General features: G+C 67.8%; 21 protein-coding genes and 1 pseudogene. 8 read left to right on the top strand and 14 right to left on the bottom strand.

What is annotated here, in order from left to right; genetic code table 11:
* Positions 1 to 97: 97 nt before the first annotated feature.
* Positions 98 to 1,573: a replication factor C large subunit gene (locus ACZ522_RS06935; protein ID WP_379693588.1), complete on the bottom strand. Its 1,476-nt coding sequence runs from the start codon at positions 1,571 to 1,573 to the stop codon at positions 98 to 100.
* Between the two features lie 42 nt (positions 1,574 to 1,615).
* Positions 1,616 to 2,170 (bottom strand): ArsR/SmtB family transcription factor, encoded by a 555-nt coding sequence (locus ACZ522_RS06930; RefSeq protein WP_379693590.1) that lies wholly within the window; start codon positions 2,168 to 2,170, stop codon positions 1,616 to 1,618.
* Between the two features lie 129 nt (positions 2,171 to 2,299).
* On the opposite strand from ACZ522_RS06930, the pseudogene ACZ522_RS06925 reads away from it, so the two are divergent.
* Positions 2,300 to 4,629 (top strand): annotated as a pseudogene (locus ACZ522_RS06925) (heavy metal translocating P-type ATPase).
* Here ACZ522_RS06925 and ACZ522_RS06920 read toward each other — a convergent pair.
* The 4 genes from ACZ522_RS06920 to ACZ522_RS06905 form a co-directional block, all read right to left on the bottom strand.
* A complete protein-coding gene (locus ACZ522_RS06920; protein WP_379693592.1) occupies positions 4,626 to 4,835 on the bottom strand; it encodes a heavy-metal-associated domain-containing protein in 210 nt (69 codons plus the stop codon). The pseudogene ACZ522_RS06925 and the gene ACZ522_RS06920 overlap by 4 nt on opposite strands.
* A 117-nt stretch (positions 4,836 to 4,952) precedes the next feature.
* Positions 4,953 to 5,672, bottom strand: a complete 720-nt coding sequence (locus tag ACZ522_RS06915; protein WP_379693595.1) for an alpha/beta hydrolase — start codon at positions 5,670 to 5,672, stop codon at positions 4,953 to 4,955.
* Positions 5,673 to 5,850: 178 nt separating this feature from the next.
* Positions 5,851 to 6,681, bottom strand: coding sequence for an ABC transporter permease (locus tag ACZ522_RS06910; RefSeq protein WP_379693598.1), 831 nt, complete (start codon positions 6,679 to 6,681; stop codon positions 5,851 to 5,853).
* Positions 6,678 to 7,349 (bottom strand): ABC transporter ATP-binding protein, encoded by a 672-nt coding sequence (locus ACZ522_RS06905; protein WP_379693602.1) that lies wholly within the window; start codon positions 7,347 to 7,349, stop codon positions 6,678 to 6,680. The genes ACZ522_RS06910 and ACZ522_RS06905 overlap by 4 nt, the downstream gene beginning before the upstream one ends.
* A 219-nt stretch (positions 7,350 to 7,568) precedes the next feature.
* Between ACZ522_RS06905 and ACZ522_RS06900 the strand changes: the two genes are divergently transcribed.
* On the top strand, positions 7,569 to 8,144 hold the full coding sequence (locus ACZ522_RS06900; RefSeq protein WP_379693604.1) for a DUF2703 domain-containing protein: 576 nt from the start codon (positions 7,569 to 7,571) through the stop codon (positions 8,142 to 8,144).
* Positions 8,145 to 8,148: 4 nt separating this feature from the next.
* Here ACZ522_RS06900 and ACZ522_RS06895 read toward each other — a convergent pair whose 3' ends face one another.
* Entirely contained in the window at positions 8,149 to 9,342 is a 1,194-nt protein-coding gene (locus ACZ522_RS06895) for an alpha/beta hydrolase family protein (protein ID WP_379693606.1), read from the bottom strand.
* 176 nt (positions 9,343 to 9,518) lie between these two features.
* Here ACZ522_RS06895 and ACZ522_RS06890 point away from each other — a divergent pair, with 176 nt between their 5' ends.
* Positions 9,519 to 10,157, top strand: a complete 639-nt coding sequence (locus ACZ522_RS06890; RefSeq protein WP_379694554.1) for a GNAT family N-acetyltransferase — start codon at positions 9,519 to 9,521, stop codon at positions 10,155 to 10,157.
* A 33-nt stretch (positions 10,158 to 10,190) separates the two neighbouring features.
* Here the strand turns inward: ACZ522_RS06890 and ACZ522_RS06885 are convergent, their stop codons facing one another.
* Positions 10,191 to 10,757, bottom strand: coding sequence for a GNAT family N-acetyltransferase (locus ACZ522_RS06885; protein WP_379693608.1), 567 nt, complete (start codon positions 10,755 to 10,757; stop codon positions 10,191 to 10,193).
* 92 nt (positions 10,758 to 10,849) lie between these two features.
* Between ACZ522_RS06885 and ACZ522_RS06880 the strand changes: the two genes are divergently transcribed.
* Positions 10,850 to 11,548, top strand: a complete 699-nt coding sequence (locus ACZ522_RS06880) for a hypothetical protein (protein ID WP_379693611.1) — start codon at positions 10,850 to 10,852, stop codon at positions 11,546 to 11,548.
* A gap of 41 nt (positions 11,549 to 11,589) precedes the next feature.
* Positions 11,590 to 11,955 (top strand): hypothetical protein, encoded by a 366-nt coding sequence (locus ACZ522_RS06875; RefSeq protein ID WP_379693613.1) that lies wholly within the window; start codon positions 11,590 to 11,592, stop codon positions 11,953 to 11,955.
* On the opposite strand, the gene ACZ522_RS06870 is transcribed toward ACZ522_RS06875, so the two are convergent.
* Entirely contained in the window at positions 11,937 to 12,626 is a 690-nt protein-coding gene (locus ACZ522_RS06870; RefSeq protein WP_379693615.1) for a metal-dependent hydrolase, read from the bottom strand. The two genes, ACZ522_RS06875 and ACZ522_RS06870, sit on opposite strands and share 19 nt — an antisense overlap.
* Before the next feature lie 184 nt (positions 12,627 to 12,810).
* Between ACZ522_RS06870 and ACZ522_RS06865 the strand changes: the two genes are divergently transcribed.
* Genes ACZ522_RS06865 through ACZ522_RS06855 form a run of 3 tightly spaced genes read left to right on the top strand, consistent with a single transcriptional unit; the run spans position 12,811 to position 14,704 of the window.
* On the top strand, positions 12,811 to 13,518 hold the full coding sequence (locus ACZ522_RS06865; RefSeq protein WP_379694556.1) for a helix-turn-helix domain-containing protein: 708 nt from the start codon (positions 12,811 to 12,813) through the stop codon (positions 13,516 to 13,518).
* Positions 13,519 to 13,556: 38 nt separating this feature from the next.
* Positions 13,557 to 14,309, top strand: coding sequence for a hypothetical protein (locus ACZ522_RS06860; protein ID WP_379693617.1), 753 nt, complete (start codon positions 13,557 to 13,559; stop codon positions 14,307 to 14,309).
* 8 nt (positions 14,310 to 14,317) lie between these two features.
* Entirely contained in the window at positions 14,318 to 14,704 is a 387-nt protein-coding gene (locus ACZ522_RS06855; protein WP_379693619.1) for an ArsR/SmtB family transcription factor, read from the top strand.
* A gap of 27 nt (positions 14,705 to 14,731) precedes the next feature.
* On the opposite strand, the gene ACZ522_RS06850 is transcribed toward ACZ522_RS06855, so the two are convergent.
* From ACZ522_RS06850 to ACZ522_RS06830, 5 genes are all read right to left on the bottom strand, one after another.
* Positions 14,732 to 15,019 carry a hypothetical protein gene (locus tag ACZ522_RS06850; protein WP_379693621.1) on the bottom strand — a complete coding sequence of 96 codons (288 nt, stop codon included), beginning with the start codon at positions 15,017 to 15,019 and terminating at the stop codon, positions 14,732 to 14,734.
* A 254-nt stretch (positions 15,020 to 15,273) separates the two neighbouring features.
* A complete protein-coding gene (hmgB, locus tag ACZ522_RS06845) occupies positions 15,274 to 16,611 on the bottom strand; it encodes a hydroxymethylglutaryl-CoA synthase (RefSeq protein ID WP_379693623.1) in 1,338 nt (445 codons plus the stop codon).
* A 79-nt stretch (positions 16,612 to 16,690) separates the two neighbouring features.
* Positions 16,691 to 17,068: a hypothetical protein gene (locus tag ACZ522_RS06840; protein ID WP_379693626.1), complete on the bottom strand. Its 378-nt coding sequence runs from the start codon at positions 17,066 to 17,068 to the stop codon at positions 16,691 to 16,693.
* An 89-nt stretch (positions 17,069 to 17,157) separates the two neighbouring features.
* Positions 17,158 to 17,757, bottom strand: a complete 600-nt coding sequence (locus ACZ522_RS06835) for a DUF2150 family protein (RefSeq protein WP_379693628.1) — start codon at positions 17,755 to 17,757, stop codon at positions 17,158 to 17,160.
* A gap of 67 nt (positions 17,758 to 17,824) precedes the next feature.
* A complete protein-coding gene (locus tag ACZ522_RS06830) occupies positions 17,825 to 18,673 on the bottom strand; it encodes a TatD family hydrolase (RefSeq protein WP_379693631.1) in 849 nt (282 codons plus the stop codon).
* Positions 18,674 to 18,732: the final 59 nt, after the last annotated feature.

Raw genomic sequence — 18,732 nt, 5'->3', positions numbered from 1 at the left:
CTATCCCCGTTTTTTCGCCGCCCTGGGAACGTCACCGCTTCGCCGCCGTCACCGCCGAGCGACGGCTATCGGCTTCGCGAGAAAAAGACCGCTCCGCTCAGAAGTCCGTGAGGCTGAACTGCCCGTCGTCCCCCTCGGCTTCCTCCCCTTCCGCCGCGTCGTCGTCCGCGGCGTCCCTGTCGAGGACGTCGTCCGCCGCGCCGTCGCCCTCGTCCGCGTCGTCACCAGCCGAATCGTCGCCGTCTCGGTCCGGGACGCCGCCGGCGAACGCGTCGCCCGCGTGGTCCTCGATGGCCTCCTCGCGGAGTTCCTCGGCGTCCTCGACGATGGACTGGACCTTGTTCGTCGTCTCGCCGCTTCCGGTGACGTAGGAGACGGCCGACTCGTCGAGGTCGTAGTGGGCGGCCATCGCCACGGTCAACTCGCGCGGCTTGCAGTGGTGGGTCATCGCCGAGAGGAACGGCAACACGTCGCGCCGCGCGGTGGCCATGCTGAACCCGCCGGACTCGGCTATCTTGCGCACCACCTCGTCGCGCGTCTTGTTCCGCGTCGAACGGTAGGGCGCGCCGCCGTACCGCGTCCACCCGCCGCGGGTTCGGTCCCGCGAGGCGGCGACGCCGGCGGCGAGGTTGTCCGTCGCGTACCGCCAGTAGGAGTACTCCTGCGACGCGCGGACGCGCCCTAACCAGACGTCGGCGTTGGCGAGGAACTCGTAGGCGCGGGCGAGTTCGTCGGGTTCGTAGACGATGGACACCTTGTCCTCGACCCACTTCGTGAGGTCGTCGGGCGTCTCGTCCACCGAGTACGCCGACTGGAGGGCGTCGCGGGCCGAGTCCTCTTTGAGGACGGCGTCGAGGAACTCGAAGAGGCCGACCGACTTGTCGCGCGACCCGGTCACCACGTCCTCGACGGTCAGACGCTCCTTCCCGTCGGCGGCCGCCTGCAGGTCGTTGATGGCCGACCGGAGGTCGCCCTTGTTCACCTCCGCGAGGTGGTCGAGGGCCTCGGAGTCGAACTCGATTTCCTCCTTGCGGAGGATGTCCCGGAGGACGGGCACGATGGACCGCGAGGACACGTCGCGGAACTCTATCTCCCGGGCGGCGTTCCGCAACCCGTTCGACATGTCGTAGTACTCGTTCGCGATGAGGACGATGGGCTGGTTCGACTTCTTGACGAGTCGGGTGATGGCCCCCGCGCCGCCCCTGTCGTAGTTGCCGTGGATGTTGTCCGCCTCGTCCAAGATGACGAGTTGGCGGCCCTCGCCTCGTCCCGTCGAGTCGCCGGCGCTCGACCCCGCGAGCGTCGTGTTCATCGCGGCCCGACCGGCGAATCGCTCGATGACGTCCGCCGTTCGCTGGTCCGAGGCGTTCAGTTCGACCGACTCCCACCCCATGTCGTTGGCGAGTGCGTGCGCCGCGGACGTCTTGCCGACGCCCGGCGCGCCGTGGAGGACGACGGCCTCCCGGTGGTCGTCCCACGTCTTCGCCCACTCCTCGAACGCGTCGCGGGCCTTGTTGTTCCCGCGCACCTCCGCCAACGTCGAGGGGCGGTACTTCTCCGTCCAGTCGCTCATTGTCGAAGCAAGGCGCGAGGTGCGTTTAGTGGTTGCGGAGGCCTACGACGAGTCGGTGTTCAGTTCGTCGAACGCCCCGTCCTCGCTCGCGTCCGTCAGAGCCCTGTTGACCAGTTCGCGGACGACGAACTCCTCGTAGCGTTGGCTCTCGCAGTACTCGCACGGTGTCATCTCCCGGGCGACGCCCTCGATGGCTTCGCCGTGTTCGCGGGACAACTGCTCGACGAGCGAAACGACCCCCTCCCGCGCCGCCTCCCGCGCCTCCGCGAGTTCGTCCTCGCTCCCCTCGGGGAGGTCGTACGCGAACACGCGCGTATTCGATTTGTAGTATTTGAGCGTCCCGCCGCCGGCGTCTTCGAGCCGAGCGATTTCGACCAGACCGGCGTCCTTCAGGACGTTGACGTGGTGGCGAACGGTGGTCTCGACCTTCTCCTCGCCCCGCCGCTTCAGTTCCTCGTGAATCGCGCCGATGGTCATCTCCCGGTCGGCCAGCATGTCCAGAATCTTCGCGCGTACGTCGTTGTCTAGCGCCTTGACCTTCTCGGGGGCCGTCGTGATGACGTTCCGAACCGGAACGTCGGTTTCGAGGAGAGACATTCGTACCGGCGGTACGGGAGTGAGCGTCCTAAGGGTATCGCAACCTCGTTCGTCCGGTAGAATTTGAATACCACCGCTACAACACGCATCAGAATGCCTTTCACTGCGCCGCTCCGAGTGTAGCCAACGATGAGTACCACGCACGCCCAGTACGACATCGGCGGGATGTCGTGTTCGTTCTGCGCCGAGAGCATCCGCAAGGCGTACGAACGGACGGAGGGCGTCGAGGAGGTGAACGTCAGCCTCGCTCACGAAGAGGTTCGAGTGCGGTACGATAGCGGCGCGCTGAGCGAGGTCGAACTGAAGGACACGCTCCGCGACCTCGGCTACACTATCCGCGACCCGGACAAGCGAAAGCGGTTCGAGGAGCAACGGAGAGAGGTCGAAGAGGCCACCCGGCGATTGACGCTCGCCGGCGCGGCGGCCCTCGCGACCGTCGGGCTGATGCTGTTCATGATTCTCGTCCGCCGGACGTTCGAATCGCAGGCCCGTTGGATGGATCTCGTGACGCTGGGCCTCGCACTCGGGACGATGTTCGGCCCCGGGCGCTACATCGCCGCGAAGGCCTACAACAGCCTTCGACGCCGCATCTTCAACCAGCACGTCCTCCTCGAAGCCGGCGCGTTCGCCGGTCTGTTCGGGGGGTTCCTCGGGTTGTTCGTCTTCCCCGGCTTCCCGACAGTCCACTTCTTCGCCGTCTCGGTGTTCATCACCGCGTACCACGTCCTCTCCGAGTATACTAGCCTCATCGTCCGAACGCGTGCGTCGCGGGCCGTTCAGGGACTTCTCGACCTCCGGCCGGACACCGCCCGGCGCGTCCGCGACGGAGCGGAGTCGGAGACGCCCCGCGCAGACGGTGACGTGGAGGAAGTCGAGGTAACCGAACTGGAGACGGGCGACCGCGTGCGGGTCAAACCCGGGAGAGCATCCCCGTGGACGGCACCGTACTCGACGGCGAAAGCGCCGTGGACGAAAGCGTCGCGACGGGCGAATCCGTTCCGGTGGACAAGACGCCGGGCGACGAGGTAATCGGCGGAAGCGTCAACGACACCGGGACGCTCCTCGTGGAGGTGACCGCGACCGGCGACGATGCGTTCCTGACTCAGGTTACGCGGCAGATAGAGGAGGCGAGGGCGATGAAACCCGGGGTCGTCCAGTTAGCGGACCGCGTGCTGAAGTACTTCGTTCCCGGCGTCCTCGCCGTCGCCGTCGTCTCCTTCCTATTTTGGGTACTCGTCCCCGCCGTCTGGTCGGGCGGGCCGTTCGGGACCGGCCCGAACGTCCAACGCGGAGCGTTCGCGGCGTTGGCCGTACTCGTCCTCGGATATCCGTGCGCGCTCGGAATGGCGACACCGCTCGCACTCATCCGAGGCGGCGGCATCGCCGCGAACCGGGGGATACTGATGCGAAGCGGCGACGCCTTCCAGATCTTCCGAGACGTGGACACCGTCGTCCTCGACAAGACGGGCACCATCACGAAGGGCGAACCCGCGGTCGAGGAGGTGGTCGCCGTCGAGTGCGCGGCGTCCGACGTGATACGGCGCGCGGCCACCGCGGAGGCGTTCAGCGAACATCCCCTCGCGGACGCCGTCCTCGATTGCGCGGCCGAACGCGGCGTCGAATACCCCGACCCCGACGAGTTCGACAGCGTGACCGGCAACGGCGTTCGCGCGGGGGTCGGCGGGGAGCGGATTCTCGTCGGGAAACCCGAGTGGCTCGCCGAGGAGGGAATCGATACCACGACCGCCCGAGGCGATATCGACCGACTCCGGGGCCGAGGCTACACCGTCGTTTGCGCGGCCGTGAACGAGTCGGTCGTCGGCCTCGTCGCCATCGGCGACCCCGTGAAAGACGACGCCGCCGAGACAGTCGAGCGAATGAAGCGGGTCGGCATCACGCCGGTCATGATCACCGGCGACAACGAGCGAACCGCCGACGCGGTGGCGGAAGCGGTGGGCATCGACCGGGTGATGGCCGACGTGCTTCCCGGCGACAAGCGCGACGAGATACGGCGGTTGCAGGACGACGGTGAACGCGTCGCGATGGTCGGCGACGGCATCAACGACGCGCCCGCACTGACGCAGGCCGACATCGGCATCGCCATCGGCGCGGGGACTGACATCGCTATCGAGTCGGCGGACATCGTGTTGATGGGCGACCGACTCGGCGGCGCGATGGACGCCTACGAGATCGGAAAGAGCAGTTATCGGAAGACGAAGCAGAATCTCCTCGCCGCGTTCTCGTTCAACGGTATCGGCGTGGCCGCCGCCACGACGGGCCTCGTCCACCCGGTGTTCGCGATGATCGCGATGGTTCTCTCCGTCTCTGTCGTCCTCGCGAACAGTTTCGCGGGGCAGTTGCTTCGGGGCGAGCGTCCCAACACGGACTTCGCGGCCGAATCCAACGTCTCCCCGGTCGAGACGGACGCGTCCGCTGAAGCGGACGCGAGGGCGGCTTAAGCGACGACTTCGTAGCCGACGCCGTGGATGACGGTTCCGAGGTCGTCGTCGTTCACGTCGTCCTCTACGACGATTTCGACCGTACCCGCCTCGTGGTCCGCTTCCACGCGGCGCACGCCGTCGACGTTCTTCAGTGCGTTCTCGACGTTGCGTTCGCATCCGTTACAGGACATCCCGGAAACGTCGATACTGCGACGTTGTACCATAGTCGATCGTCGAGTTTCGAGAGGATGAGCCTTACGACGGGAGTCGTAGCGGCACCTAGCGGTAGGTCACGGACGCGTCTTCGGCCTCCGAGCGCCGAGACCAGTCGGTCCAGACGACTACCGCCGCGGGCCGAGCCATTCGGCCACGTCTTCCACCGCCGCGTCGGAGACGCGGTGGCTGACCGGGTAGGAGCGAAACGTCACGTCGAGTCCGGCGTCGTCGAGTCGCGCGGCGGACTTCTCGCCGTACTGAGGCCCGATGATCGAGTCCTTCTCGCCGACGCCGACGAACGCCGACTTCCCTCGCGCGCGCGCGAGCGTGTCCGCGTCGTCGTGACCTCTCGGGAGGAAGCCGTTCAGCGAGACGGCCCAGCGGAACCGCTCGGGCTCTTCGACTAGCGCGGCGAGGGCCGCCTTCGCGCCCTGACTGAAGCCGAAGAGGCCGATACGCTCGGGGTCAACGCCGTACGCTTCGGGCACGCGTTCGGCGAAGTCGGCGAGCAGTTCGATACTTCGCGCGAAGGGCTTCGACCCCGGCCCCATCCACGCGTATCCGTTACGGGTAGCCGAGTGCGGGCCGCGCACGCCCAGTACGTGCAGGTCGTCGGGGAGGTTCTCGGCGTGCGGGAGGAGTTGGCGCTCGTCGCCCCCTAATCCGTGTAACAGTAGCACGGCGGGGGCGTCCGCCGTCGGCTCTCCGGGCGATTTCGAGACGTGAGCCAGCGGAAGTTCGTCCGCGGGAGTCGTCGTCTCGGGAGTTTGCGCTCTGCCCTCGCGTTCGCTCTCCTCCCCGGCGCATCCCGCAAGTACCGCGGGGACGAGCGCACTCGCCTTCAACAACCGTCGTCGGTTGATTCCCGCGCCGTTCGCGGTGCTCTCTCCTGCGGTGGCGGGGCGTACTCCGGACCGTTCCACCTCGCGAGCCGATGAGAGAGGGTGTCTTCTCGGTCGAATAGCACAGTGCGTAGCCGCTTTACGCGGATAAGCGGCGCGGCCGTCGGGTCGAACCCCTCCTTCACTCGCGGCTTAGAAGCGTCCGTATCCCTCCGTCGGCGGGTTCCTCGAACGGTTTCAGTTGCTCCGCCTCCGTGAACGCGTACTTCCCGACGAGGAGCGTACTCGCCATGCTCGTGAGGCCGCCCGCCGCGAACAGCATCCCCATGATGACGAACTGGTACTCCGCCGCGTAAATCGGGTTCGCGCCCGCCAGGATCATCCCCGACATCATCCCCGGGATGTAGACGAGTCCGAGACTCTTCAGCGAGTCCACCATCGGGATGAGCGACGCCCGGACGCTGGTCGTCACGTACTCGGATATCACCTTCTCGGGGGGGACGCCGAGTGCGAGCACCGCCTCTATCTCCGCCCGGTTCGACCGAACCTCCCCCTTGAATCGGTCCAGGGCCAGCGAGTTCGTCTTCATCGCGTTCGCGATTATCATCCCGCCGACGGGGATGAGGTTCCGAACCGTCGCGTCGATGGCCCCCGCCGCGAGCATCGCGACGATGACGAGGCCGGAACCGAACAGAATCGCGACGAACGACACCCGAAGAACCCCCGGGACGCCCCCACCGCGGTCCTTCGATATCCACGCGGCGATGGCCATCATGGCGAGGAGGACGCCGCCGCTCCACGCCAACGGGACGGAGAACAGGACGCCGATGAACGCCCCCATCGCGATGACCTGCACGAACCCGCGCGCGAACGCCCACCCGAGTTCGGATTCGAGGTCGAGGCTCCGGAGGTACGAGAGGCCGAGGACGACGGCCGCGAGTGCGGATGCGGCGGCCACTTGGACGAGTCCACGCACGACGACCGGTTCGAGGAATCGGTCGAGGAGCGTCACGGGAGGACCCCCTCCGTCGGACCGACGGTTTCGACGCGGCCGTCCGCGAAGACGGCTACTCGGTCGGCGAGTCGCCCGGCCTGCGAACGGTCGTGGGTCACGAGCACCGCCGTCGTGTTCGACTCCCCGACGAGTTCCTCCAAGAGGGATTCGACCTTCGCCTCCGAGGCGGCGTCGAGGCTGGCGGTCGGTTCGTCGAGGAGGAGAGCCTCGGGGTCGTTGAGTATCGTCCGGGCTATCGCGACGCGTTGGGCCTCCCCGCCGGAGAGATCGTCGGTGGTGCGGTCCTCGTACCCCCGCAGGCCGACGCGCCCGAGGACGCGCGCGACTTCGGCCTCGTCCACGGACTCCCCGCGAAGTCTCGGGCCGACCGCGACGTTCTCGCGGACGGTCCCGCCCCGGAGAGCCGGTCGCTGAGGGACGTATCCGACGCGACGCCGGAGTTCGCGGGGCGGAATCGTCCGGTAGTCCGCCCCGTCGAGGAACACGGTTCCGCCCGTGGGCTCGTCTAGTCGGTTGAGCAACCGCAGGAACGACGACTTCCCGGCCCCCGACGGACCGACCACTCCGAGGACGTCGCCCTCCTCGACGGAGAGCGATACGCCGTCGACGATGCGTTCGCCGTCGGCCTCGTGGGAGAGGTCTCGGGATTCGAGTTTCGGCGGCATCGGTTACCTCACCGTTCGGCGGCTTCCCGTTTAGAGTCGCCCGGTGGTTCGCGCCGCGACTCGGACGGACCGGCCGCCGGCCGCTGACCGCTGACCGGCCGCCGGTCGTTGACCGCCGACCGACCGCCGATCGACCTCGAACCGGTTTCCGCAGAGAAACCGCGTTTATGCCCTCGTACTGCCCGATATATGGATGTCCGTCCCGTAGACGAACTCGGAATGTCGAACCCATCTCCCCACCCGAACGTGTCCGTCGAAGCGGTGACGCCCGAGTCGTCCGCGAATCGCACGGTGACCGTCGAGTTCCTCTATCTCGACCGCGAACGCTGCGAACGGTGCGGCGACACCGAGGCGTCCCTGCGGGAGGCCGTAGACGCCGCGGCGACCCCCCTCGACGAACTCGGCGTCGATATCGCCCTCCGGTACGTCCACGTCGAGAGCGAGGCCGACGCGCGCCGCGTCCGCCTCGAAACCTCCCCGACCGTCCGCATCGACGGGCGCGACGTCCAACCGAACTACCGCGAGAGCGAGTGCGACTCCTGCGGCGAGTTGTGCGACTGTGACATCCGCTGCGGGGAGGACGGTATCGGCTGCCGGGTCTGGTCGTACCGCGGGGAGGAGTACGAGGCGGCCCCCGTCGGACTCCTACTGGCGGCGATTCTCCGGGCGGCGGTCGGCGCGGACTCGCCGGTCCGACCCGACGCGCCCCACCGACTGCCGGAGAACCTGCGGAACTTCTTCGGCGGCGACGCCGAGGCGGACGCCGCGGAGGAGCGACGAACCTCGTGCTGTTGACTCCTCACGCCGCCAGCGCCTCGTCCAACCAGTCGTACATCACGTCGGACGCCAGCGTCAGGTTACCGACCTGACAGTGCTCGCCGGCCCCCTCCTCGGTTCCGAACACGCGAACCGTCGTCGGGCAGGTCAGTTCGTCCACGAACTCCGCCGCGAGTCCGAGGGGGACGAAGTGGTCGTCCTCGCCCGCGAGGACGAGCGTCGGGCAGTCGATGCGCCCGGCCACCCCCGACAGCGAGTACTCCGGGAGCGTCCGCTGGAGTTCCGCGGCGGAGTCGACGCCGAACACCCACTTCGAGTTCTCCAGCAGCCACCGCGATTCGAGGCTGACCCGCCCGCCGAGGGACGCGAGCGCGTTCACGACGATGTCCGGGGCGAGGCGCATCGCCCGCGCGAGGCGCGGTGCCTCGTACTCCGAGGCGCGGTACAGGTCGTGCATGTGGTCGAACGCGACGAGTGCGGCGACCCTGTCGTCGAACGCCGCCGCCCGCGGGGCGTAGTACCCGCCGAAACTGACGCCGACGAGTCCGATTCGCGCGTCGTCCACCGACGGGAGGTCCGCCGCGTAGTCCAACGCCGGGCCGACGACGTGCTCCCAGTCGGGGCGCGCCGTCAGGCCCTCCTCCCGCAGGGGCGCGCCCTGTCCCGGCCCCTCGAACGCGAGGACGGCGTACCCGCGCGCCAACGCCTCCGGGACGGCACAGAGGAAGTACAGTTCCTCGGCCACGGAGTCGAACCCGCCGAGACAGACGACGGTGGGACGGGGGCCGTCGGCGTCCGCCGGGACGAACAGGTAGCCCGGCAGGTCGGTGTCCTCGTACGGAATCTCGACGCGCGTCGCCGGCGAATCGAGGCGTTCGGCGGCGGCCCGGAACGCCTCCCGACTCCGTTCGTACGTCGGGCGTCGCCGGGAGTCGTCGGCAGGGAGGAAGAACTCCGCCGTCCGGAAGTACGTGTGCGCCCGGAAGTACGCCCCGCGGGCGGTTCGCTCCCGCCCCGCCTCGGCCGCCTCCTCGGCGAGTCCCTCGACGCGTTCGGCGGTCCGACGCCACTCCTGGTGCCACGACTCGGTGTCGCGCTTCCCGATTCGCTCCGCCGTCGTCAGCACCTCCCCTATCTCCGCGCCGCCGAACGACGTGTACGCCATCGCGCGGAGCGTCTGGTAGTCGAACGCCTCCCCGGAGAAGTGAACTCGCATACGGCGCGTACGCGGCGCGCGGTGAAAAGCGCCGACCGTGCTATTCGGTGCCTCGGTCGGGGAACGCTTTTTTCGGCGTCAGCCGTCCGTCGGCGTATGCGCCGCGTATCGCGCGCGAACGGTCCGCGCCCGCCGGCGTCGGCGGGCGCTCGGCGAGGGTCGGTCCGATGAGCGACCTGTTTCCCGCCGCCGTCGAGACGAGTCGCCTCCGACTCGAACGCGCCGGCCGCGAGACGGTCGACGTCCGCGAACTCTACCGAATCTCGTCGGCCGACGACGGCATCGAGGACGTGACCGAACACGTCCCGTGGTCGCCGCACGAGAACCCGAAGGAGACGGCGGAGTTCCTCGATAGCTGCGAGGAACGGTTCCGCGAGGGGGAGAACGCGAACTACGTGATTCGGCCCCGGGAGGGCGAAGACGGTGCCGGGGAGTTCGCGGGGATGGGCGGTCTCAGGTGCGAGTGGGACCGCGACAGGGCGGAACTGGGCATCTGGCTGCGAAAGCGGTTCTGGGGCCGCGGCTACTCCGGCGAACGCGCCTTCGCCCTGATGCGCCTCGCCTTCGAACGACTCGACTTCGGCCTCGTCGCCGTCGGCGTGGTCGCGGAGAACGACCGTTCCCGGCGGGCGGTCGAGAAGTACGTCGAGGCGACCGGCGGGCAGTTCGAGGGCGTCGTCCGCCACGGGTTGCCGTTCGACGACGGTGCGGTCCGCGACGAGGCCCGCTACTCCGTCTCGCGGGCCGAGTGGCGCGACTCCGACGCCGACCGGTCGTCGTCGTCGGTGCGGTTCCTCGACTCCCTCGACGACTGAGGCGAGGCGTCGCCTCCAAGAGACGAACGCCCGCTACAGTTCGCGGGCGATCATCTCGCCCCAGTGTTCGAAGCCGTATCGGTCGTAGAACGCCTGCGCGCGTTCGTTCTGGCGGTCCACGTCGAGCACCATCCGGTCCAACGGCAGGTCTTGGTTCTTCGCGCAGTCGAGTGCCGCCCCCATTAGGTCGTCCGCGACGCCCGTCCCGCGGTACTCCGGCAGGACGAATATCTCGTTGAGGACGGCGGCGTCCCAGACGAACGACAGCGATTCGGGGAGGACGAACGAGTAGCCGACGACGTCGTACTCGTCGCTCCCGCCGTCGTCGGCGCTTCCGTCCGCGTCGTCCTCGTCCGCGTCGTCTCCGCCCTCGACGACGGCGACGGTCACGCTGTCGGGGTCCTCCTCGACGCACCGTTCGACCCAGTGAAGCCACCGCGCGCGGTAGTCGGCGGTCAGTTTCTCCTCGTACGCCGGCAGTTTCGCCGCGCCGCCCGTCTCCGACCCGATTCCGAGTTCGAACTCGCGCTTTCTGTCCCAGAGGCCGGCGGCGTCCTCGCTCTCGTACGGACGAATCGTCACGGCTGGCGTCTCGCTCATGTATGAACGATTCGAATCGTCCACAATGAACGCTACCACGGCGCGCGCATCAGCACCATGTTAATATAGGAGTACGTGATTGTACATCTCGCATGGACCTTCCGTTCGATAGACGGGCGAAGCGACTCGTCCTCGGTGTGCTGAGTGTGGTCACGGTTCAATCGTGGCTCCGCGCGTGGCACCGCCGATGGCTGGCGACCCCCGCGGAGATGCACGACCCGCTACCCGGCGACGATATCGTCGAAGACGCGAATTTCGTACGAACGCACGCTGTGACGGTGAACGCGCCGCGGGAAGCGGTGTGGCCGTGGCTCGCCCGCATGGGCGCAGAGCGGACGGAACTCTCCGAAGAGGACCTGCGATACGACGGCGACGGCGACGACGGAACGCGCCTCTCGGAGTTCCGCCGACCGACCGTCGGCGACGCGGTGCCGGCGCTTCCGAGCCGAGACGACGGCTTCGTCGTCAGCGTACTCGACCCCGGCCGGTCGCTCGTCCTCGCGTCGCTGACGGACGTCTTCGGCCGTCGCGAGTCCGAACCGGGCAAGTCCTCGCGGTGGTTCTGGCGGACAAGTTGGGCGTTCCGACTCGCGGAACCGTCGCCGGGTCGGACCCGCCTCGTCGTCCGCGTCCGCGTGAGTTACGGGCCCAAACTGCTGGCTCCCTTCGCGCACCTCGTGGCGTTCCCGACGCACTTCCTCGCGCAACGGCGCGAACTGCTGGAACTGAAGTCGCGCGCCGAATCGCTCGCCGCCGAGTGGGGCGACGACGAGCGACAGCGACACCTCTGAACGGCGGAACGTTCAGTACGCCGTACGACGTCGATCCGCGTATGGCCGCCCGCCCTCTCGATTACCTCCTCGCGTACGTCGGGTTCGCCCTGATCCTCTGTCAGCACGCGTTCGTCGCCGCGCAGTTCGCCTCGCCGGACCCGTACTCGCAGTTACCGTACCTCGCCGTCGCACTCGTCGTCGCCGCGCCCGCGTCGGTGCTGTATCTCCGCCGCGGCGGATCGGTCGGCGACGTGGGGTCGTTCTACGTCACGCTGATACTGTTCGCGGTGGGCGTCGGCATCGCCGCTTTCCTCGTCCTGTCGCTCCTCGGCGCGGATTCGACGCTCGGTCCGACGCCGAGCGTCGCACTCCTCCTCGCCGGTGACGCCGTCGCGTACCTCCGCGTCTACCGCGACGCGTTCTGACCGCCGGCCGCGGCGGTTTCGCTCGTCTCCACCGCCTCCTCCGCCGAACGCTCGTTCTCCCGCAGGCGCGCGCCGACGACGAACGCCGAAAGCAACACGAGCATCAGTCGCGTGCCGGACATCGCCAGCGGGAAGATTCGCTCGACGTTCGCCGGTTCCGCGCCGGGGGAGGGGTCCGCGCCGGTGCTGTAGTGGAAGTTCCGCGTCGTCCACGAGGCGGGTTCCGCGGGCGAGAGGTCCACGAACGTCTGGACGACTCCCCGCTGATTCGACAGGTAGAGTCGCCCGTTCATCGTGTAGAACGCGTCGTGAAGCGGGTAGAACGCGTTGACGCCGTTGGTGAACAGGTCGGGGAGGATACCCCCGCCGACGAGGGCGACGACGCCCGCCCACGCGAGTCGGACGCCTCGGGGACCGAACCGCGTCCGGAGGCGGGAGACGGACCGAACGCGCGTGTCGTAGGCGAGGACGGCGACGAGGACGGCCGGAAACAGGAACGTGTGGAGGAGCGCTCGGTGCGCGCCGGGGAGGACGAACCCGAAGAAGGTGTCTACGTCCGGAAGGGCGGCGGCGACGAAGACGACGGCGGCGGCCCGCCGGTCGAACCCCGCGCCGAGGAGTCCCGCGCCGAGGAGTCCGCCGACGGCGACGTGGACGAGCGTCGATGGCATGGGAGAGACTGGCGCGGGTTCCGCCTTGAATGTTCGTCTCGGCGAGACGGGAGGGAGCCGCCGCCCTCCCTCCCGCCGGGCATCGTCGTTCGTCGAACCCTACTTTCGGTATCCTTTTGCGGTCGTCCGACCGATGTTCGACCGATATGGCACGGCGCGAACGAACGCGCGGGGGCGAGAGACGGTGACGACGGTTCCGCGGGACGAGCTGGCCCGCCGCATCGCGGGCGAGATAACGCTGAGCGACGACCCCGGTGCGACGCTCCGGAAGTGGCGCACCGACTTCGACATCTCCCAGACGGCGCTCGCGGGGCAACTGGACGTCTCCTCGTCGGTCATCTCCGACTACGAGAGCGGTCGGCGCGAGAGCCCCGGCATCGGCGTCGTCAGGCGGATGGTCGAGGCCCTCCTCGACATCGACGAGTCCAGAGGCGGCGAACGCATCCGGCAGTACGCCCGCGTCATCTCCGCGGGGTTCGAAAGCGACATCGTCCAGGACCTCAGGGAGTACCCCACGTCGATGCCGCTGGAACGCCTCTACGAGGCGATGGACGCGAAAGAACTCGTCCGCGGCGACCACGACCAGATAAGCGGTCACACGGTGATAAACAGCATCGAGGCCATCACGCGCCTCTCCTCCGAGGAGTTCTACCGCCTCTACGGCCAATCGACGAGTCGCGCGCTGATATTCACCGGCGTCAGTCGCGGCGAGTCGCCCCTCGTCGCCCTGCGCGTCGTCAACCCGACGCCGCACGCGGTCATCCTCCACGGACTCGACGAGGAGGACCTGTGGGAACACGCGCCCGCCCTCGCCACCATCGACGGTTTCTCCTTGGCCATCTCGAACCGCGATTTGGACGACACGCTCGAAGACCTGCGGAAACTCCCGTAACGGGAAAACACTTACCAACCACCGCGGAACTCGGGGGCGTGCCCTCCGAAACGCCCCGTTGTCGCTCCTTCTCTCGCCCTCGAATCGCCCGGAGACGCTTCCTCGCGGGACTCTCCGGAGTCGCCGCTTCGCTCCCTCTCGCCGGTTGTCTGGGCGGCGCGGCGTCCGACGATTCGGCCCCCGCGAGTACCCTTTCTCCGACTCGGACGCCGACGGAGACGCCGATTCCCGACTCGGTCGTCGCCTCGGAACTCGAACTGGAGGCGTCGATGCTGTCGCAGTCGTCCGCCGACTCCCCGGCGCGGTTCGAGGCGACGCTCCGAAACGCGGGCCGACACACGCTCGAACTCGATTTCGGCCCGACGCTGATGTTCTCCGGCAGTAAAGCCGTAGAGAACACGTACGGACGCGGCGACGCGCTTCGAATCGTCCCCGACAGAGAGGTCGGACTCGTCGAGACGCCGTCGGAACCGAACGAGTCGGGCTGTCGGCGCGCCGAGGGCGTCACCGCGGTACAGAGTATCCTCCGGCGGAAGACGCTGGAACTGGGCGATACGTTCTCAGAGACGTACTTCATTTACACCGCGCCCGACGCGCCGACGTGTCTGCCCGACGGCGAGGACGCGATTCGAGACGCCGTCGGGACCAACGACGGTCACGTCGTGACGACGCTCTCGTTCGCCGTCGCCGACGAGGAGGTGTCCGTCTCCGGGTCGGTCGTACCTATCCTCGCCGCCCCATCTGCGAATAGTTCTCATCCGCCAGGGAGTTCTTCAGTCGAGGTGACGTAACTCCGTCCATGAGCGGATGGGACGCCGACAGCGCGTTCGACCTGCTGGGGAACGAACTCGCGCGGAAGATTCTCGTCCTCACGAGCGAGCGAGCCCTATCGGCCGAGGAACTCACCCGGCGGTGCGATGCGTCGCAACCGACCGTCTACCGGCGACTCGACGCCCTCGAATCGTACGACATGGTGGCGGAGAAACTACGGTACGACGCCGACGGCAACCACTACTCGGCGTACGAGTGCCGCCTCGAAGAACTTCGATTCGGCGTCGAAGACGGCGGCTTCACCGTCGATATCGAACTGCGACGAACCGTCGCGGGCGAGGGCGACGGCGAGTCGGTATCGCGGCGGAGTGCGACGGGCGGCGTCGGAGACGTGGGCGACACCGACGCCCTCTGAGGCCCGTCGGCCTCCGCCCGCCGTTCGTCACCCCTCCGCCCGCGTCGTTCCGAGGCGGAGCGTCGAGTGTTCGGCCAAGTAGACGTAGCCGAGTGCGCCGAGGGCGAACGTCACCATGATGGGGACGTACCACTTCGGCGACATCTCCGGTCGGACGAACGCCGACCAGTACGCGACGGCGAAGCTTCCGGCGGCGAAGAGCACCGCTTTGTAGTGACTCGAAACGTCGGAAACGGCGTTTTCGAGACTCGATTCCTCCGAACCTCCTCCGCGTCCGTCGTCTGCGGCGTCGTCGGCTCGGGTTGGTGCGTTCATGCTGACACCGTACCAAACGTTCGTGAACGACGTAAGGAGAGCGCCGCGCTTCAGTCCGTGAAGCGTTCGCGGGAGTCGGCGCGCGCCGGCGTCGTACTCCGGGGAGAACGGGCGGAACGGCGGCTAGGCAAACTGAAGTCGCGGCGCCGACCCCTCGTTCACTCCGCTCACGAGGACACCGGAGCGCTCGCTTCGATCGCGCTTCAAGCCCTCATTCACTCCGTTCACGAGGACGACGTTCGTTCCGAACGGCGCTACTCGATGTACTCGTAGCGCCGTTCGTTCATGCGGCCCCACCCGGTGAACACGAACTCGCCGTCGGGTTGAGTGAACTCCTCGACGTCCACCTCCTTGTCGTGGTTGTGGACGTCGTGGACGAGTTCGTACTCGTCGTAGGAGATGTCGTAGCGACTGTCGAGTTGGTCCTCGACGTCGATGGCGCTGACTTCGTCCTTCCAGCCCTCGCGAACCGTCTCGGCGTGAATCTCGGCCTGCGCGCCCGACCCGTACGACCCGACGAGCATCCGCTTGCCCGCGAGGGACTCGCCCTTCCGGGCGGCGCTTCGAAGCGCGGAGAGGCGCGCGATGTGGACCGACCCGGTGTACCAGTTGCCCACCTGACTGGAGATGTCGATGGTGGGTTCGATGGCGTGGCCGTACCACTCGCTGTACTGGTCCGTCTCCTTCAGGTCGTCCATGTAGTCGCGGATGGCGTCCTCGTAGGCGTCCCACGAGTCGAAGTCCGCCTCGCGCGGTTGCCGCCCGATTTCGGACTCCAAGGCGTCTTCGACGTCCGTCCCGCGGGTCATGTGCCGATACCCGAGGAGCGCCGCCTTCCGGACCATCCCCGGGAACGGCGTGTGGAACGGGATATACTCGAAGTCGTCGGGGTGGGTGTCGCCCGCGACGGACTCGTAGTCCTCCAACGCTTCGCGCATCCGCGCGAGGTACACCTGCACCGACCGCTTACCGTCCACGCTCGGGAACTGCTGGTTCGGCTTCAGGAAGTCCGTCTCGTCGGCGCTGCCGTAGCCCTGGTCCGTCGAGAGTTCGACCACGTTCGGATCCTCGGAGATGAGCATCGCCACCGCGCCCGCGCCCTGCGTCGCCTCGCCCGGGTCGCCGCGTTCGTAGAGGGCGGTGTCCGTCGCGATGACCAACGCCGACCGACCGCGGTTGCGCCCGGCGCGGATCCAGTTGTACGCGTCGTCGATGCTCTGGGTCCCCGCGAGGCAGGCGAACTTCCGTTCGCCCTTGTTCGCGTGGTGGAAGTCCCCGTCGTACACCTGTTCGAGACACCCGGCGATGTACGTCGAGACGGGCTTGGAGTTGTCGAACGCCGACTCCGTCGCTACGTCGATGCGGCCGATGTCGTCCGGGACGAGACCCGTCCGGTCCATCAGGTCCTTCGCCGCGTTCGCCCCCATCGTCACGATGTCCTCGTACACGTCCGGGAACGACGAGTGCTTCAGACCGATACCCTTCGTGTACTTCTCGGGGTCCTCGCCCTTCTTCGGCGCGAACGTGTTCGCGAGGTCGAGTTTGAGTTTCCCCGTCCGTATCTCGATGGCGTCGATGCCGACGGCTGTCATGCAGACACGTTCCGATTCCGCACATATGGGCTTGTCGATGAGGTGTTACGTCAGTCGTCGAACCCGACGCGCATGAAGACTATCTCTCGTCGAAGTCGCTTCGAGTCGTCGTAGAATCGTCCGCGACGGCGTGTCTGACGGTCAGCGTTCCGAGCGACGACGTAGAGAGCGTCCCGCCCGGCGACCCGGGGTTGACGAACACCGCGCGCGCGGGGTACCGCGTCCCGAGTTCGACCGAGACGGGCGTCGAACCGTCGGTGGCGGCGGTCCGGAGGATGGCGTTCCGAACCTCCTGCATGTCGCCTTGGACGCGTTCGCTGTGCCGGAACTCCACCCGCCGATTCTCGTCCGGGACGACGGTCGCCTGGTACATCGACATCGACACGACGACGAACCCCAGCAGTAGCACCGCCCCTATCTGGACGGTGACCGCCCTCTCGTCGTCCCAGAAACGCATACGTCGGATTTCGTGACAGTCAGGTAAAAGCGTGCCGCCCCGTGGGCAGAGGAGACGCGTCGCCCCCGCCGAACGCCCGGCGACTCGTCTTACTCGTCGTCCTCTTCGACGACTTCCGGGTCGCTGAGCGCGCTCTGGAGGCTGTCGAGCCCGTTGACCCACTCGGAGACGAGGCCGTACTCCAGCTCGTCCACGATGGCCATGTCGAGTTCGTCGCCCTCGATGATTCGCGTGCCCGCCTGCACGAGGTAGCCGAGCGCGGCGTCTAAGTCCTCCTCCTCCTCGGCCGCGGCGGCCGCCTCGACGTACTCCGAGAGCGGTGCCTCCTCGGCGGGGCCGGCGGCGATGTACTCCTCGGCGGCGTAGAAGACGCAGACGAGGCTGGTCTGGACGCCGTCGATGAGCATCAGCTTGTCCTGCCGTTCCTCGTCGTCCTCGATGTCGAAGTCGGGTTCCTGCAGGACGATGTCGCGGACGCGTTCGAGCTCTTCGAGCGCGGTGTCCTCGTCAAGGTCACCGTCCTCGTGGGCGGAGACGATCTTCGCGACGGCGATAGCCGCATCGTCTTGGAGATTCAAGAGTAACCGCGCAGAGTCCTCGTTCTCGGGGTCGAGCGTCTCTTCCTCGACGCGAGTGAGCCAGTTCTGCCAGCGTTCTCTCGTGTAGTAGGTCTCCTCTGCCTCGGTCATGTATCCACCATCCCTTCCGGGACTCAAAGGCCTTTCCTATCTTTCATCGAGGAGAGAATCCCGCCCGTTAGCGCGAGAGTGTTTCCCGAGTGTCGACCCCGTACACGCGCCGCGGCGTCTCGACGTGCGCGTTCTCGACGGCGTCGTCTTCGCCCTCCTCCAGTAACCACCGGACGCGGCGCGGGACGGTCTTCGGCCCCATCACCGCGCCCGGTCGGTCCGGGTCGTCCACGAAGTCCGTCTCCATCAGGAACGGCGCGCCCTCCTCGGCGGCGGTGCGCAGGCGGTCCTTCTCGCTCATCACGCTCGGCGTCGGCCCCGCGAGCGTTCCGCCCGCGTAGTGTTTCACCACGTTCTCGGGGTCGAGCCCCCTCTCGTCGGCCCACTCGGCGACCTCCGTCAGGTCGTCAGTCGCCTCGGTGTGCAACTGCACGGCGCAGTCGAGTTCCGCGCCGAGCGACAGGGCGTGTTTCAGCACGTCGTTGGAGGCGTCCCACACCGCGTCGGACACCTCGTAGTGCGGGCGGCCGGACTTCAGCGCGAGGGCGTCGCCCTCCCGGACGTACTCCGCGGCCGCGTCCAACCCCGCCCGCATCAGGTCGCGCGCCTCACCGGGCGAGAAGCCTCGCTCGTCGGTGAGGCGCGTGATCAGGCCGGGGTGGACGCCGAGGACCGGCCACGCGCGCCCGGGGAGTTCGGCGTCCGCGTCCGCGACGACCGACAGCGTCTCCTCGAAGACGGCGCGGAAGTCCTCGCCCGCCTCCGCCTCGACGCCGAGGTGCCACGACGGTTTGTTCACGACGAGGAGGTGCGTCCCGCCGAGGCGGCGGAAGTCGCGGACGGCGTCGATCCCGCGTCCGTTCGCCGGGTCGAGGTGCAGGTGGTTGTCCAACACCGGCGTCCCGAGGTCTTCCATACGGGGGTCGTCGGCCGCCGGAGCAAAAGACCGTACGCTTCTCGGCCGCGCGAGCGTCG

The organism is Halopelagius fulvigenes, from assembly GCF_055398025.1.
The sequence above is the reverse complement of the archived record's forward strand: the minus strand, read 5'-3'. Positions and strand labels throughout refer to the sequence as shown.

Excerpts from the sequence above, each read along its gene's own strand:
- ACZ522_RS06935 (WP_379693588.1), bottom strand. The coding sequence starts at position 1,573 with ATGAGCGACTGGACGGAGAAGTACCGCCCCTCGACGTTGGCGGAGGTG.
- ACZ522_RS06930 (WP_379693590.1), bottom strand. The coding sequence starts at position 2,170 with ATGTCTCTCCTCGAAACCGACGTTCCGGTTCGGAACGTCATCACGACG.
- ACZ522_RS06920 (WP_379693592.1), bottom strand. The coding sequence starts at position 4,835 with ATGGTACAACGTCGCAGTATCGACGTTTCCGGGATGTCCTGTAACGGA.
- ACZ522_RS06905 (WP_379693602.1), bottom strand. The coding sequence starts at position 7,349 with ATGCCGCCGAAACTCGAATCCCGAGACCTCTCCCACGAGGCCGACGGC.
- ACZ522_RS06900 (WP_379693604.1), top strand. The coding sequence starts at position 7,569 with ATGTCGAACCCATCTCCCCACCCGAACGTGTCCGTCGAAGCGGTGACG.
- ACZ522_RS06895 (WP_379693606.1), bottom strand. The coding sequence starts at position 9,342 with ATGCGAGTTCACTTCTCCGGGGAGGCGTTCGACTACCAGACGCTCCGC.
- ACZ522_RS06885 (WP_379693608.1), bottom strand. The coding sequence starts at position 10,757 with ATGAGCGAGACGCCAGCCGTGACGATTCGTCCGTACGAGAGCGAGGAC.
- ACZ522_RS06880 (WP_379693611.1), top strand. The coding sequence starts at position 10,850 with ATGGACCTTCCGTTCGATAGACGGGCGAAGCGACTCGTCCTCGGTGTG.
- ACZ522_RS06875 (WP_379693613.1), top strand. The coding sequence starts at position 11,590 with ATGGCCGCCCGCCCTCTCGATTACCTCCTCGCGTACGTCGGGTTCGCC.
- ACZ522_RS06870 (WP_379693615.1), bottom strand. The coding sequence starts at position 12,626 with ATGCCATCGACGCTCGTCCACGTCGCCGTCGGCGGACTCCTCGGCGCG.
- ACZ522_RS06855 (WP_379693619.1), top strand. The coding sequence starts at position 14,318 with ATGAGCGGATGGGACGCCGACAGCGCGTTCGACCTGCTGGGGAACGAA.
- ACZ522_RS06850 (WP_379693621.1), bottom strand. The coding sequence starts at position 15,019 with ATGAACGCACCAACCCGAGCCGACGACGCCGCAGACGACGGACGCGGA.
- hmgB (WP_379693623.1), bottom strand. The coding sequence starts at position 16,611 with ATGACAGCCGTCGGCATCGACGCCATCGAGATACGGACGGGGAAACTC.
- ACZ522_RS06840 (WP_379693626.1), bottom strand. The coding sequence starts at position 17,068 with ATGCGTTTCTGGGACGACGAGAGGGCGGTCACCGTCCAGATAGGGGCG.
- ACZ522_RS06835 (WP_379693628.1), bottom strand. The coding sequence starts at position 17,757 with ATGACCGAGGCAGAGGAGACCTACTACACGAGAGAACGCTGGCAGAAC.
- ACZ522_RS06830 (WP_379693631.1), bottom strand. The coding sequence starts at position 18,673 with ATGGAAGACCTCGGGACGCCGGTGTTGGACAACCACCTGCACCTCGAC.